Raw genomic sequence first — 16,376 nt, forward strand, 5'->3', positions numbered from 1 at the left:
TCTTTGGCTTCGCCGTCGCCCTCCGACCCTTCTCAGATCCGAGGGCAACCCTACTTTTTAAAAGAACCCTAGAGGTTCTTGACTGTAGTTGACAAGCAGATTTTTCGTTTGCTGGTAGTGATCGAGCATCATCTTGTGATTCTCGCGGCCAATGCCCGACTGCTTGTAGCCGCCGAACGCTGCGTGTGCCGGATAGGCGTGATAGCAGTTGGTCCATACGCGGCCCGCCTGAATCTGACGGCCGAAGCGATAGGCGCGCGTGCCGTCGCGCGTCCACACGCCGGCGCCGAGGCCGTAGAGTGTGTCGTTGGCGATCTCGAGCGCTTCCTCTTCGGTCTTGAACGTCGTGACCGACACCACCGGCCCGAAGATCTCTTCCTGGAAGATGCGCATCTTGTTGTGGCCGCGGAACACAGTCGGCTTCACGTAATAGCCTTTGCTCAACTCACCGCCAAGCGTATTGCGTTCGCCGCCAATCAGACATTGGGCGCCTTCCTGTTTGCCGAGGTCGACATACGAGAGAATCTTTTCCAGTTGCTCCTGCGATGCCTGAGCACCAATCATCGTCTTGGTGTCGAGCGGATGCCCTTGCGTAATTGCCGCGACGCGCTTCAACGCACGTTCCATGAAGCGGTCGTAGATCTTTTCATCGATTAGGACGCGCGACGGACACGTGCACACTTCACCCTGATTCAGCGCGAACATCGCGAAGCCTTCGAGTGCTTTGTCGAAGTAGCTGTCGTCAGCATTCATCACGTCGGCGAAGAAAATATTCGGGCTCTTGCCGCCGAGTTCGAGCGTCACCGGAATGATGTTCTGGCTCGCGTACTGCATGATCAGGCGGCCGGTCGTGGTCTCGCCGGTAAACGCGATCTTGGCGATGCGCTTGCTGGAGGCGAGCGGCTTGCCGGCTTCAAGGCCGAAGCCGTTGACCACGTTCAGCACGCCCGCGGGCAGCAGGTCGTGAATCAGTTCGACCAGCACGAGAATCGACGCCGGCGTTTGTTCGGCTGGTTTGAGCACCACGCAGTTGCCGGCGGCGAGCGCGGGGGCGAGCTTCCACACGGCCATCAGGATCGGGAAATTCCACGGAATGATCTGGCCGACCACGCCGAGCGGTTCATGAAAGTGATAGGCAACCGTGTCGTCGTCGATCTCGGAGATCGAGCCTTCCTGCGCACGCACGGCGCCCGCGAAGTAGCGGAAGTGGTCGATGGCGAGAGGAATGTCCGCGGCCATGGTTTCGCGCAGCGGCTTGCCGTTGTCGATCGTCTCGGCTACGGCAAGACGTTGCAGGTTAGCTTCCATCCGGTCGGCAATGCGGTTCAGGATGTTCGCGCGCTCGGTGGTCGAGGTCTTGCCCCACGCAGCTTTCGCGCGATGCGCGGCGTCGAGTGCGAGTTCGATATCGGCTTCGCGCGAGCGCGGAATCGACGTGAACGGTTCGCCCGTAATTGGAGAGATGTCGTCAAAGTACTCACCGCCAACCGGCGTTACCCATTCACCGTCAATATAGTTCGCGTACTGCTTCTTGTACGGGAATTCGGTGGTCAGATATTGCATTTCCGCGTGATTCATCTATCGCTCCCAAGGTAAACTTGCCTATTGCGTTGATTTTCCGACCTGGGATCAGCTTTAATCCTGGGGAAAGGCGACATGCATCCGACAACGCATCGAATGAACAGGTTACCGACCTTGCTCCGCTGTGGGTATCAAAAATCGGCAATGTATTCGCCCCAGTTTCGGCGCGGCTGCATCGGCGTTCCCCCGATTTGTGTCGGTTTGTGGGCAGTCTCTTCTATGCGAGGAAACAGCTCCGTCCTGTCGTTCTGTTCGCAGCAGCGGACACATAAATTGAGGTCCAGTGCAATCCAGCATCATGTTCGTCGAAATCAGCAAAGTGGGGGTTTAAGCACGTAGTCCATTGTCTGTCTAAGAGCACACGTGGGAGAGACGAGCCACGAAGGCGGATATAGTACGGATTCCTCATGATACTACCGGACTACAGCTGCTGGCTTTGCGCTGTCCCCATCAGCCGATTCAATCGAGCACGCCCGATCGCCGCGGCGAACGAGTCTACGCACCCAAGGCGCAACTGCACCACGATGGCCCCCGGAAGCGGCGCGCACGTTGAAGGCAGCAGTGTATGCATGTTCGAGTAGTGCGGCGGCCTGATCGAGCAGCACGCGGCCAGCAGCGTTGGGGCGCAGTGGCCTCATCTCACAATCGAATAGAGCTCCGCCATGTTCCACTTCGAGGGATTTGCTGGACTGGCTGATCGCGCCTTCCGCCCCCAAGCGCACGCGCGGCTTCGATCATCGACGCTGCTTCGCAAACGATGACAAACGCATGCAAGGCCCGCAGATCGGCGAATGGCGTGATCCCCCGCATGGCACCAAGGCAATTGTGTTATACCGCGCTCACCTAATTCGAACGGATGTTTGGGCGGAAGGAGGTCCGCGCGGCACCAGATCGAATGACGCATGAAGCGAAAAAGTTGCGATTAATATTCGTCGTCATACGGCTTACTTTGAATGACCACGATATGGCCCCAGTGCCTCTTTCGTGCGTATCGTCACGCGCGTTTTTTTGGCGAGGTACACTGATGTCCAAAGCGGTGTAGAAACAGAAATTGCATCCGCAAACCGCATTCGAATGAGGATGCCGGGCCATGGCAACGAATGATTTTCCAATCTCTTCCGAAAGCGCATTTGGCACCGAGTCGATCTCGGCGTCGGTGACGCATGCCCTTGCTGCGGATGTCTTTGAGCAAGCCGACAATTTGCCGGAATGGCGCCAGTCGTACTGGCAGTTGACCAACGGCAGGTTTGCTGGGGAGACGTGGTCGGTGAGCACCGCAGGGATGCAGATCTTTCGAGAACAAATGAACCGCTCTGTCGATCAGCATGGCGAAGCGCCCGTCGGACGTTTAGTTGTCGGCGTCGGCAATCGCTTGATCGGTGAAGGGTTTTGGGGCGGCCGAGGTCTTCATCAGGACAGCGTGTTGCTGCTGACTGACGGCGCTGAGCTTACTTTCAAGACGCCCACAGAATCCGACTTTTCGTTTATGACCGTTAGCCAAGAATTGCTCGGCGAATCGTGTTCGTCAGTCGAACTGGAGTCGCTTGAGAAGGTATTGAGGGTTCGGCCGGCGGCAGAGCGTGTATCGCCAGTTCACGCCGCGAAGCTGCGGACGATGCTCCTCCTCGCGTTGGACGGGACGGTAGACAAGCACGCGTGCGCCTTTGATTTACTGGCCAGTGACCTTTGCCTTGCGGCGCTTGCCGCGCTGGGTACGCCCAGCGTCGAACGCGTAGCACGGACCACCCAACGCGTTCACCGATACATCGTCAACGCCGTTCGCGACCGCATTCTCGCCGACCCCGGCAGCCCGCCTACTGTGAGCCAGCTTTGCATTCAGCTGAACATTAGTCAGCGCAGCCTGCACCATGCATTCCATCAGGTGCTGGACATCAGCCCAGTCAAGTATCTCCGAACGGTTCGCCTGCATCTTGCGCGACGCGCTCTACGCGCATCGCCGCCCGCGCCGGGACGCATTCAGCAGGTCGCACTCGACTGCGGCTTTTGGCACCTCGGCATGTTCGCCAAGCAGTACTTTGAACTGTTCGGCGAATTGCCATCCAAAACATTGCTGTTGCCGCATTGAGATGCCATTGCGGCAACGCGCCCGATTGCACGATTTTCCAATCCTTAACTGTTGCTCCTTGACACGCTGTATTGCGAGCATAGTTGAGGCCGTGCCAGCCAGCAGTAAACAGGTAAAGCCCGCCCGCGAGCCGTTGATCCGCGCTCCACGACAGCGAATGAACGAGTATCCACGCAATGCCGCCGAGAGACGGGCGTGCAGCAGAGCGGCATAGCGCCATGTCGAATGCATAGAGCGGCGAGGAAAGGCATAGTTCGAGACCGAGGATTGCGACCGGGGTCACGCAAAGCATCCAGAAGAGCGCCGATCGCGTTGCAAATGGTCTTTGATTGCGAAAAGCTAGGACAAGCCACGTCCCGCTAAGCAGCATCGAAGCGCTCATTGCTGAAAGCACGACGGCGCTCCTCATCGCGAGTGCATGCACGACCGGGATCATCCACACGACGCTGATAGTAGCGAAGGCCAACGCGGCAAGCGTGCTCCATAGTTTCACGTATGTGCTGCAATTCGCGTGGCCTGCGTCGCCCTCTGCATCCATTGCCCCGGCAGAACATGCTCCAGAGAAAACGAGGCTGGGTACAACGTGGTGAAGCAACACGCTTTGGACTGCATGAATCCAAAGCGCTTGTCGCGCGAACTCGTTGACGACGCCACACTGCGCAATCAGCAGCAAAAGCGCTCCACATACGACGCGCCCGTGCGGCCTGAACGAGAGTCGACGCATGTTCGAACGCCGTTGTGGAGTCAGCAGCTCCCACCGGGCTGACACTCCCGTGAGGACACGGCTTTGATTTAGAACAGGCATTCGACTCTCCACGCAAGTGCTCTGCGCCCCTTATTTCGCACTATGGCAGCAACTCGAACCGCTCCCGCCACTTGCGCTAACACTCTTGCTATCTTTGCCACCCGGCAGATCCATTGCAGGGTTGGCTGCAAAGAAGTTATTCGGCTTGAGCTTGAAACCGACATACTCGACCGGCATCACCGGGAAATCTTCGGGCTTGCAGATATGGGTGTGGCCGAAGGTATGCCAGAGAACGAGATCCTGGTTCTCAATGCTGCGATTCTGCTTTACATAGGCAGGAAGCCCATCGCCGCCCTTGTGCTGGTTCGGATATTCCCCCGAACCGTACCGCTCGCCCGGAGAGTAACGCGTGACCCACACATGCTTCGATGCAAAGCCGGCCCGTTGATGGAAATAGCTTCCGGGCTGCGCAAGCATGACGGGATTCTGCTCGGCGACAAGCTTGTAGCCTGGATGATTCCCGGCGGCATTGCGCACGTTGGGGTTGATAATCTTCCAGAAACGTCCGGTTTGCCCGTTCGCTTCGCGGCAGGCGTCGAGCTCGTTCTTGAACGTCGTCGTCACTGCGTCGAAGACATTTCCATAGCGGTTCCCTTCCCCGACCGGTCTCGGATGGAAGTCTGTCTCCACCACTGAATTCTGCTCGCCGTCGACCATCATGTGCAAACGCGCGCTGAAGAAGTGCTGGTGGCTAGGTCCGTATATATCCGCGGCGACCTTTCCGCCGTTCTGAACCTCTCCGGGTACAAGCGCAGCCGTCTGGATGATGCCGGTCAGCTTCGCCTCGAGCTGGATCGTGCCGTCCTGGTAGAGGTACCAGAAGAAGCCATAGTCGTAGTTGGCGACCGTACAGAAGAAACTGATAACAAGGCGCCGCGAGCGACGCATTTCGAAGACGCCGGTGCGAAACTCATAATGCTTCCAGAGCGTGCCGTAATCTTCCTCGTGCATGCAAATGGCATTCTTCATGACGAATGCCTCACCCAGATCGTTTACCGCGGGCACGTCGAAATAACGGATCGCGCCGAGGCAGTCACAGCCAAGCTCGAGCGAATTAGCGAGTCGGCCGAGTCCATATTCGCCGCCGTCGAAAGCGCATTTCCAGAAGTGATTGAGTTCGTCGCTCGAATATGGCACGCCCATGTCGGTCACGCTCGCGCGATAGATAATCGGCCTGACCTCCTCGCCATCGTGGTAACTGAGGTTATGAAGCACAAGGCCCTCGCGCGGCGTGAAGCCTACGCGGAAGTCCCAGTTTTGCCATGACACTCTCCAGCCGTCCACCGAGAATGTCACACCTTCGGGCTGCGTGATGTGCAGGGGCTTCAAGCCGTCGCGAGGCGCGCCGAGCGACGGCGTATCGTAGTTGCGTTTTGTCTTCGGGATCGGTACGTTGCGACCGTCGTCAAGCAGGTCGATAACCTTTTCCTCGTTCAGATCGATGATCGCGACCAGACCTTCAATCGGGTGCGCGTAGCCGTTGTCGGTGATGACATCACGGTAGAACGCGACTCCGCGCATCAGGCGGCGACCGCGATAACGCTCCTCATCGCCGAAGTAGCCAAAGGACCATGGATCGATCTGCACGTTGGCAATGTCCTCATCGGTCAAACCACGCCGCTTCACCGCAGCCCGCCATTCGGGATCTTCCTGAACTATCTTCACGCAGAGGTCGAATTCCTCCACCATGATCGGCGCCTGACCCGTAACTTCTGTATCGAGCGCGCGCCAGGATACAACCTCCGCTACGCGGAGATCAACGAGCGACTCGTAGGTTGCCCCGGTCGCCTTATCGAGTACGAGCACAAAAGCTTTACGCGAATACGGCATGCCGGGCTTGAATGCCAGCACTTCGCTTTTACTGGGCTCATCGAGATAAACATACGGAAAACGGCATCGTGGACCAAGTGCTTTCGCGTCCCTCACGATTTTGCATGCCGCTTCGATCTCGGCAATCGACAAGGGATCAAGAGGATGTGCGCTAAGCACCGCGCTGTGATCGTTCTTCATTGAGGGACCTTCAATGTCTGGGTTGGCGGCTGCGTAGAGCCGATAGATTCATTGTTAGCGGAGCAAATTTGCGTGGATATCAAGTTTCAGCAAGACTCGCCGGGCAACAAGGTAGGGGCGCCGGAAGTCAATCGCCCTGTAGCGACGCGAGCGAGGGAGCCTCTTCGTGCACGCGCTGGTCGCGTGTGAAGTGGTAGTACAAATAGAAGATGCCCATCATGACGAGATACAGCCCCGAAAGCATCGCGTTGTAGTACAGCATCGTGACAAGGCACACGACCGCGAGACACAGCGCAAGAGCCGGAAAGAGCGGATAGGCGATCGCGCGATATGGGCGGTTCAGATCAGGCTCGCGACGGCGCAGCGCAAAGAGACTGGCCATCGACACGATGTACATCGTGATAGCGCCGAGCACCGACAACGTGACGATGTTGGCCGTTAGCGTCTGGCCACCGAACGTGACGAGCGAGTCGCTGAAAATGGCTGCGATGCCGACCACACCACCGGCGAGAATCGCCCGATGGGGCGTATGGAACCGCGGATGCACGGCTGACAGCCACCGGGGCAAGTAACCTTCACGGGCCATTGCAAAAACGCAGCGTGAGTAGCCCAGAATGATGCCGTGGAACGACGCCACGAGACCAAACAGGCCGAGCCACACGAGCATGTGTAACCAGTTGCTGTGATTACCGACTACCGCCTTCATTGCTTGCGGAAGCGGGTCGTTGATATTCGCGAGCACACGCCAGTCGCCGACTCCGCCTGCAAACATCATCACGCCAATGGCAAGCACGAGCAGCGTCAGAATGCCCGTGATGTACGCGACGGGAATCGTACGAGTCGGGTTCTTCGCTTCCTCCGCAGCCATTGCCACGCCTTCGATAGCGAGAAAGAACCAGATCGCGAAAGGCACCGCCGCGAACAGACCCGGCACCACACCGAGCGAGAAATGATCGTGACCGGCCCAGCCATGCGCCACGAAATTAGCGACCGAAAATCCGGGCGACACGACGCCCATGAAAACCAGCAATTCGATGATCGCGAGTATCGTCACGATCAATTCGAAGGTTGCCGCCATGCGCACGCCAAGGATGTTCAAACCCATGAAAACGACGTAAGCACCGACGGCCATCCACTTCGGATCGACGCTGGGAAACTGGACATTGAGATAGGCGCCGATCGCCATCGCGATTGCAGGCGGTGCAAACACGAATTCGATCAGCGTCGCAAAGCCGGCAATGAACCCGATTCTCGGGCCGAACGCGCGCCGGGCGTATGCGAAGGGGCCACCCGCGTTTGGAATAGAGGTGGTGAGTTCCGTGAAGCTGAAAATGAAGGTCGTGTACATCACCGCGACGACGACGGAGGTAACGATGAATCCAAGGGTACCCGCGGCAGACCAGCCGTAGCTCCACCCAAAGTATTCGCCAGCGATGACAAGGCCGACAGCTAGGCCCCAAAGGTGCCACGCATTAAGCGTTGGCTGAAGGGATTGGTTCGACGGTTGCATGTTGGGCTCGTCAAGTTGGTGGGTGAGCGCCCAATTTATGCAGCCGAAATTTCTGCACCTATCTGGAATCAGCAAGACATGCGACGTTTCCGGAATGAAACCTCCTTCCGGCATCCATCCGCATTCTCTTTGTTTGGATTTCGTAATGTTAATGACAGCATTGTGCTTTTACGGGGGGCGAGCAGCCACCGGGCCGGCGAGCCCTCCAGTGCTAACAATCTTGGGTACCCAGACATGTCAGGCGAGTTGTCGCCTCACCCGAACTGATTGGTGTTGCCGTTCGTCAATTCTGCTAATGATGTCCGTTGGAGCGCTAATCGTGCCCATTAATTCTGCTAGCGCGGCTTTTTCTACCGCAACGCGAACTCACTGCCCGGCACGACTGACAAAGCGCAGGACGACGCCGTGCTGACCAACATCCACACAAGGGGATGTTGAAGGCCCCCGATGTGACACACAAAGTGCCGTACTGTATGGCGTTTTTGATCTGCGCACTGAGATGGGCACCTTCCGAAGATCAAAAAAATGACCTCCGATATTTACACTTGCTGCCGCTTCAAGCGAATGCACCTATCGCGCTCCTCTACAACCGTACTAGCCGAATTAGCGGACACGACAAACGCGTTAGCAAAATCAACGGACATCCGAGCGTGCGTGTGTTGCTGAAACGCAACGCCTAGAAAAGCGTGCGAAACCGCCGCTATGCCTTGTTTTGCAGGGCCAAAATGCAGTCTTACATTAGCGTAATCTATGGACACGATTAGCAGTTTTTAAGGACTTCAACACATACCGCCCGTTTTGCACTAATGCACGATTACTCGCGCTCGTCGTAGACAATGGTGAGTTCGGCCTCTTCATTGCCGCGGTAGATACGCCGCGTCCGATCGTTGACGGAAACGACGTTGAATCCCTCCCCGCGTGCGTGGAGAATTCTCCCCGCCAATTTTCGCAAGTCTTTGTCTTTTACAGCTTCGATGACCCGGGCGGCAGACAGTGACAAACGGCTCTCAACCCTTGACGCTGCCCCGATTTCCTCGCTGAACGGCGATAGTGCCAATTGCATCTCGGCGTCATAGGCAGGCTTGATGTACTTGCCGGTCACATAGGCATGCAGCAACAGGCAGGCTCGCTGGACATCGACCTGCACAACGACCCCATCCCTCACGTTTGTCGACTTTCGCACCCATTTACTAAGTAGCTCCTCGAGCGGGCCGTAGCGCTGACTCGCGATGGTCAGCGACTTGTCAACGTCATCGGTTTCGCGAACTCGTTGCGCAATTCGAACGATAAGTGCCGCCAAAAACGCTTTGGTCGCCGCTGTGTCTCCGTTGTGGGCCATGCGCAGCAGACACAGCGCAGCTAGCGCAGATGTCTCCTTGTCAAACCGAAGTACGGCGTAGGCTAGGGTGTTAATCGTGTCGGCGCGCGACAGCGGCCAATCAGCACGATCCTCATGTGCGATACCGACAATAGCGATGTGCGCGGGCGAGCAACTGGATGACCTCGCCGTCGCGGCGATTTCCTTTACAAGCGCAGCGTCCGATTGGAAATAGCGAAGGTAGTCTATGGTGAGCGGCCCTTCGCAGGCGCTCAGCGTTTCGAACCAGCTCGCGAGATGGCTTTGGTCCGGCGCAGCGTCGAGGAAACTGCGAATGTCCGGCGTGATGGCGGAACTCATGAGGACGTGTTGATCCGGCGTAAGCCGGACAGTGCGCAGACGGTCGGCAACAAGAAACTCCTGAAATGAGCGGTGTGCAAAGTACAGGATGCCCGCTTCCTTCTCTTCGGTCAGACTCGACACGATGTATTCGGTCAGTTTGGCCGCCCCATCAGTCGCATCGCCATCCGGCAACTGATCGACGAGGGCTTGAGGGATCTCGTCTCGGTTGAAGTAACCCTGACCATCACTTGCTTTCGTCCAGGACCACCACCCCAGTTCCTTCTGAAACGAATACCTTGCCTCGAGGGGGATAACCCCGCGTGCACGCTTCTCCTCCGTATCGCGCGCGATCAATTGCCTGATGAACTGGTCGTACAACGTGTAGCTGGTGAAGCCATCGAGCCTGAAATTCGGATCATAGGCCAGCTCAGCGACGATCCTTGCTTGCACCGGGCGCCGGAGAAGGTCAGGGCTAACCTTTAAGATGACTTCCCGCACACGCAGATCGACGAATTCGGTCACAGTCACGCCGTTAACGTGCGTCAGATGTCTCAGCAAATGTCCGAGGTACGCACGCAAGAACCGTTCAATCTCCTCGGCATTGAAGAAGGCAATCTCCTCCTCGCGCCACGGCGCAAACTGAGGATCATTTACCGTTTGCGATCCAACGCGTCGCTGGCCGCGGAGCACATGCGTACGCGCCTCGGTTGGCAGTGCGTTCGGACGGCCGAGCAGCAGTACTCTTGCCTTCGGCCCGAGCAGGCGATTGAACTCCCTAAACGTGGCATGAAAGTCCGCGACTGACATCGCGTGCTTCATCTCGTCAAATCCGTCAAGGACGACGAACAGCCGCCCCTCGGCATTCAGATGCATGAGCGTGTGAAACCGAAAGTCCGTCGCGGGAAAGCGGGCCGTGAACTCCTTTCCGAAGAGAGCCTCGAGCTGTGTCTCGTGTACCACCTGTCCCAACCGAATGAGGATTGGGATGCGTTCAGCGGGATCCGCACGGTGTCGCGCAGCCTGCTGCGAGACGACCCGCAGCGCGAGGCTCGTCTTGCCTTTTCCATATCCCCCAAGGATGGCCAGCGGCATTGGATCGTCGGATCGCATCCAATCTTCGATAACGGCTAGTGCGGGTTTTTCGTGTCCCTCGAAACGGGCGTCCACGTAATAGCTTTCCAGATCGCTGGCTTTGAACGTACCAGCGAGCTGTGTCACATAGTCGTTCAACCCGATCAGGCTGTCCTCGAACTGCTCGTACGTCTGGAACCTCAGTGACGGTATTCCGTCGACATACGCACGCGCCATCGCGTTAATGTCCTTCCTGGCAACGATGATGACAATATCTAGCTCGTGTTTGTCGACGAGCGGGTCGTAGTCCGACCAGATCCTCGTTCGGATATCATCCTTTGTAAGCGGAGCTGCTTCGTTCTTACATTCGACGCCGACGGTGATCCGCCGGCCAAACTCGACGTACGTGTAGACCACGTCGACCTTCTTATGGCCAACTAGGACTTCCGTCCGGACATCGGAATATTTCGTGCGCAGGAGGCTCGCAACGGCGTCGCGAAAAGCGTTGCCGACTTCCGTTGTATTGGCAGGGTTAGCGCGCATCGTAGTGTTCTCAGTTTGTCTTCACTGTCGTCGCGACGCGCATGGCCGCGTCGCGACGTCGGACCGCCCATGGCAGTTTCATCGCGAAATGCTGGGCGCCGCGCTCCCGCAAATTGTTCCATTTGTCGGTGTTAACGAATGTCCTGCCCCTTCGTATCAAACGACTCGATCATCGCGCGCTGCCCACGCGCTCAGGCCTTCTGCCAGACGCGGCCGTTCTCTACCGTCACGATCTGCGGCAGCGATTTGGCCGGCAACGCTACCGTCGGCACGTATCTTATCTAGCCGACGACGTGTGCCCGGTCTCATCCGCCGTTCACCGCATCCTTGAAAGCCTTGCCCGCGGTGAACTTGACCGTCTTCGCGGCCGGAATCTGGATCTCGGCGCCGGTTGCCGGATTGCGGCCGACCCGTGCGGCGCGCGCGCCTACCGAGAACGAGCCGAATCCGATCAGCTGTACCGTTTTGCCCTTCGTCAGTTCGCCTGTGATGGCCGCGATCACCGCGTCGATCGTCTCGCCCGTGGCGACCTTGCTGTCGCCCGTCTTCGCGGCCACGGCATCGACCAGCTCCTGCTTGTTCATGGCTATTCCTCTTGATGGTTGTTGACTGCGCCACCGTACCCGATCGGTGCCGGGTCGCGCAATGGCCGCACTGTTTCTTTGGCATCGCAGGTAGCCCGTGCACTGGCTCTCCGCCCGCCTCCCGTTTCTTCTCACCTCAACAGCAACGTTCCCATCCGCGTGGGATTCCGTCGCGTGCCGGGCGATGAAGCCCAGCGCGCGCAAGTGTGCCGTTTCGTCAGTCGCCGGACAGTTTGCGACCAGCAGCTGGCTTTCATTGCTGGCTCGCGTCATCCCAATGCTGCCTGGCGCCTCCACACCCGGCGCCTGAACGCATCTGAACAGTCGCTCACGGTAACAAAATTAGTTGTGTGCGCGGTAGCACATCACCCATAAAAATTGGGGACATATCAATGGCAGTTTTGATAACTGCTACAAGCAATACTGCATTTAATGACCTGAATCCATCGATAGTCAGTCAAACCTCCAGCCTGTCGCCCCTCACCGACGTGTCTGTCGCAGGGTCGTTGAATCGCTTGGGCGAACTTTGCACGTGCAAAGTTCGGCGCACCTGAGCAAAGGTGAACGTCTATGGTTCCGCTTCCAGCTTTCCAGACCGGACGCCGGTTTCCGACGGCACCAACCGCCGGGGCGCCCAGCCTGCCGGGCTCCGGCTGTTGCGGTGCTCTCTGCGGCGCACGGGCGTGCCGTGTGACCTTCTGGCGCATCACGTCAATGCGGTCACCCGCTAGCCGACTTCTTCACCGGGCCCGGTTGCGTGCCATGGCAAGTGTGGGCCATCGCATAAGGGACGCCCGCAGCGTGGCCTTGAGGTGAAACCCCAGCGGCAATTCCGGAACTTGGGCCCGTGTCCACAAATGAAGGGGTAGATAGCCCTAAACTATCTACCCCTTCATTTCACTCATGCAACCGGCTACGTTCGTAGCGGCCTTTACAGGTTTGATGTCGGCCGACGTAGGCGCGGTCCGTTAGTTGCTTTTACGAATAAAAAAGCAGCAACCTTCGCTGGTCGCTGGCTGGCGCAGATTCGGCTATTCGGAGGGCCATACCGAACCCGAAAGAGGACAACAGTTTGCGCGATCCTCCGCTAATGATCGTGCGAGTACGCACGACTCATACCCTGTTTTATCGGTATCGCCAGCGCGGGCTGCCGGCGTCAGGTAACGAGCGCTTATACTCGGCCCATGTTGACCTCGCGAATGCCCACGCCGGGCGCGACCGCAATCGGGCCGTCGCGATCGATGTGTGCAAGCTCGTTCATTTTCTTCGCTCAGGTTGATGGTTCATCGGTCAATATCCGGCCCGCTGTCCGGTGCATCCGGATCAGCTGGCGGTGCTACATCCAAGTCGGGATTGGACGGATCTTCCGGGGTGGGTGGCGGCGGATTGCGCACAACATCGCGCAGCTCGTCACGCTCCCATGCCTCGCGCTCACGCTGCGCCGCCCGACGTTCCAGCGCTTCGGAATCGAGCTCCGCAAGCCGGACCTGCCGGATGCTCTCCAGCTCCGGTTGCTCGAACACGATGCGCATACGCGTGTCGGCCGCCACACGCGCCGCGGCCGCCTGGAAGTCATCAGGTCCGGACAGCGACAGCGTGCTGCCGAACTTCTGCTGCGCGAAACGCAGCGCAATCTCGATCGCCTCGCGCTCGCTATCCCACAGGCGCAACGTGCGGCCCTCGTCGACGAGGAACGCCACACCGTCCTTCCGGTAGTCGACCTCGCCGCTGGCCCGCACCTCGTACGTGATCGCCGGGCCCGCGTAGATGATCTCGTTGCGGTCGTAGGCTGCCGGTCGGTTCACCGCATGAGACGGCGCACTGAAAATGACCGCGCGTTCGTCGTCTGCACGTTTCGTCCGCAGGAGGATCTGCTGCATCCGGCGCAACTCACGCAGCGCCCGTTCGTCGCCTTCCTGAGCGCGCTCCTGAAGGAAGTCACGATACCGCTCGGTCAAGGGCCGGCTTGCGGCGCCCTTCAGCGCATCCCGCTCTTTCGCGATCTGCACACGCAGCGCAGCCTCTGCCTCAAGGCGCGCAACACGTGCCGCGGAAAGCTGCTCGCGGCGCTGCGCACCTGACAGGTCCATGCGCGGGCGTTCAACCAGCGCGCTACGGGCACTGTAGAACTCGGATTTGACCGCCTTTCGCCGCTCACTCTCATGATCGGCCTGCGCATCCCACGCGCGACGTAGCTCGTTCCGGTATGCCGATCGCCATTGCTGGAACTCGCCCCATAGGTCCCGTTCAGGCGCACGCCTCTGTGCATGCTCCGGATCACGTCCTGTCTGTGCACGATAGGTCTCGCGCAGCAGCTCAGCCGCCTCCTCCCATGACAGGTTCATCTCCTTGGTGAGGAAGTCAGACACATTCAGATTGCGCGAGCCGGCCTGGATCCTGTCACCGCCGTCCGCGCCTTTACCGATCGAATACTTTTCGACGATCACTCCGTGCGTATGCGCGAGCACGGCCAGCAACCGGCCCGCGTCGAGCGTCGCGCGAATCTCTGTGAACTCATCCCGCTCCCGGGCACGTCGCACCGTGCGAGCCTCGGACAGGTCACGCGCAAACTGGTCGCAAACGGTATCGGCTGCCCGGCCCGTCGATGCGCGCGCACCTGCATTGAAATCGACCGACGCCGCGTCCGTCGGCAGCGGCGTATCAGTTGGCCGGATCTCGAACGGCAGCGATTCGATCGCATCGAACGATTGCACATCCGCGAGGCTGCGGATTTCCTCACGCGGTCCGAACCCTGCAGGCAGGCCGCCGCCGCTCAGACCAAAAGGCTCGCGTGAGCCGAACGGTCCTCCTGCCCGCATGAACTTCCCGGCAGCGGTGCGGGTGAGACGCGTCCGCCCTGCCTCGTCGGCCTGGTCCCACGCGACAAACATGCGATCTACGATCGCTTTCCATTCAGGCTCGCCGGCGGAACTGTCAATGGCATCGGGTTCGCCCGACCATTGCCACCGATCCTCGAACTCGCCGTAATTGCGGCCCACGTCGAAACCGCCCTCGGCACCTTCGCGCCATCGCGGCAGTGGCACCGAAATGACTAGCTGTTCTCTTCCCGCTCGCTCGCGATCGCCAGACCATCGCAGTGCGTCAATTCGTTCGGCTTGCTGGTTTCCCAGCTCCAGTAATGCATCAGCCGGCAGAAGCACTTGACGTCGCGCGGCGTCGCCATCCACACCGCGGCCGGGCATGCCATGCACACGGTGGGCGGATTGGGACGGCGCGCCGGATCGATCGAAGCGAGCGTCAAAGTCGTGATCCGCTCCGGCTCGCCATCGCCCCGTGATTTCGCGGTGCGCGCGTTCGAGCTCGTTCCACCATTGCTGCGACTGCCCTGTCCTTTCCGGTTCCCGCCCGGCACCGCGCTCTCGCGCCCGCCCTCCTGCTCCGGCGGCTCCCATCCGCTTCCAATCTCGCCAGTGTCCGGATCGATCGTGGCGCTGTTGTGTTCGCTCTCGTGTGCGTTCATTAAGCCCTCCTGTTGCGTCATAGAACCGCTGTTCGCGGTGATCGAGAATGCGCCGCTGCTCCGCCGGCGGCGCTGCCTGATACGTCTTGTAAAAACTGCTGCCGCTGTTCAGATACTTGATCTCTCTCGCGCGCGTGTCGTGCCACGTCTCGAGCGAATCGAGATAGATCCGCGGCGTATCGCGCGGTACGCCTGGCTCGACGTACTGCGCATGCACATTCGATTCGAGCGCCTCACGCTTGGCCGTAGCATCGAGCTCGATGAACTCGCGCGAAAACACGAACTCCTTCAGGTTCACACCCTTCGCGGCACCGGGCGGTTTGACGTTCTCGTACTCCGACTCCCTGCCGGCATTGCGTGTGCGCGTCTCGCCGTACTCCGTGATCAAGGCCCTGAAGTCGTCATACCGGGTCACATCACGCGTCATCACTGCCTCAAGAATCGAGGCCTTCAGCTCGCGGTTAGCGCCCTCGAACACATCGCCCTTGTACCGGCTGATCATTTCGGACGCGTCCGTGAACTGCACACGCCGGTTGTCCTTTGGGCTCGCCAGTCCGTACTTCGCGTTAATGTGCTCCTGAAAAGCCTCCAGATACCGCTCGTTATGGTCAACCTTCCCGAACGGATCAAGCCGTCTGCCCGTTACCAGATTCATTTCCGGGATCACCACATGCACGTGAACCTTGCGCTCGACAGCCTCGCCCGTCTTGCGGTCCGCATAGCTCTTGATCCGCGGCACATGCGCTTCGGCGTAGAAGTTGTATTCGTCCCGACGGTATGCGGCAAACGCAAACGCCTCGAACTCGCGCACGATCTCACCCAGCAGCTCGCGGTCGACCTCGTCTTCCTTGAAAGACAGCGTGACATTCAGGTAGCGTTCAGCGTCCGTGTCGATCGACTGGATGATGTCGTTCGTCAGATCGAGATCGCCGGCGAGTATCACGCGCTCGTCCATCTCGTCGCGTTCCATTTCGCGACCCTGCTTCTGGCCCTTCTCCAGGTATGCCTTGATCCCGTCGTGATAGCCGCGTACGCGTATGAGCAT

At 59.0% G+C, this 16,376-nt stretch carries 7 protein-coding genes and 1 pseudogene; 1 reads left to right on the forward strand and 7 read right to left on the reverse strand.

The genetic code is table 11. From position 1 onward, the window contains the following. Positions 1-57: 57 nt before the first annotated feature. The gene (gene adh, locus HV773_RS06455) at positions 58-1,578 is read right to left on the reverse strand and encodes an aldehyde dehydrogenase (protein ID WP_115783765.1); all 1,521 of its coding nucleotides are present in this window, start codon (positions 1,576-1,578) and stop codon (positions 58-60) included. Positions 1,579-2,671: 1,093 nt separating this feature from the next. Here adh and HV773_RS37240 point away from each other — a divergent pair. Next, the gene (locus HV773_RS37240; protein WP_115783767.1) at positions 2,672-3,667 is read left to right on the forward strand and encodes a helix-turn-helix domain-containing protein; all 996 of its coding nucleotides are present in this window, start codon (positions 2,672-2,674) and stop codon (positions 3,665-3,667) included. A gap of 115 nt (positions 3,668-3,782) precedes the next feature. Here HV773_RS37240 and HV773_RS37470 read toward each other — a convergent pair. The 6 genes and pseudogenes from HV773_RS37470 to HV773_RS06485 form a co-directional block, all read right to left on the reverse strand. After that, a pseudogene (locus HV773_RS37470) lies at positions 3,783-4,472 on the reverse strand (cytochrome c oxidase assembly protein); the annotation flags it as partial. Positions 4,473-4,502: 30 nt separating this feature from the next. Continuing rightward, positions 4,503-6,482 carry a primary-amine oxidase gene (locus HV773_RS06465; RefSeq protein WP_115783769.1) on the reverse strand — a complete coding sequence of 660 codons (1,980 nt, stop codon included), beginning with the start codon at positions 6,480-6,482 and terminating at the stop codon, positions 4,503-4,505. Between the two features lie 127 nt (positions 6,483-6,609). Continuing rightward, positions 6,610-7,992: an ethanolamine permease gene (eat, locus tag HV773_RS06470; RefSeq protein ID WP_115783770.1), complete on the reverse strand. Its 1,383-nt coding sequence runs from the start codon at positions 7,990-7,992 to the stop codon at positions 6,610-6,612. Positions 7,993-8,806: 814 nt separating this feature from the next. Next, positions 8,807-11,266, reverse strand: a complete 2,460-nt coding sequence (locus HV773_RS06475; protein WP_115783771.1) for an NACHT domain-containing protein — start codon at positions 11,264-11,266, stop codon at positions 8,807-8,809. 305 nt (positions 11,267-11,571) lie between these two features. Beyond that, positions 11,572-11,850 (reverse strand): HU family DNA-binding protein, encoded by a 279-nt coding sequence (locus HV773_RS06480; RefSeq protein ID WP_115783772.1) that lies wholly within the window; start codon positions 11,848-11,850, stop codon positions 11,572-11,574. A 1,283-nt stretch (positions 11,851-13,133) separates the two neighbouring features. Continuing rightward, the gene (locus HV773_RS06485) at positions 13,134-16,376 is read right to left on the reverse strand and encodes an LPD7 domain-containing protein (RefSeq protein ID WP_115783773.1); all 3,243 of its coding nucleotides are present in this window, start codon (positions 16,374-16,376) and stop codon (positions 13,134-13,136) included.

The organism is Paraburkholderia caffeinitolerans (genome assembly GCF_902859945.1).
Lineage (GTDB): Bacteria > Pseudomonadota > Gammaproteobacteria > Burkholderiales > Burkholderiaceae > Paraburkholderia > Paraburkholderia caffeinitolerans.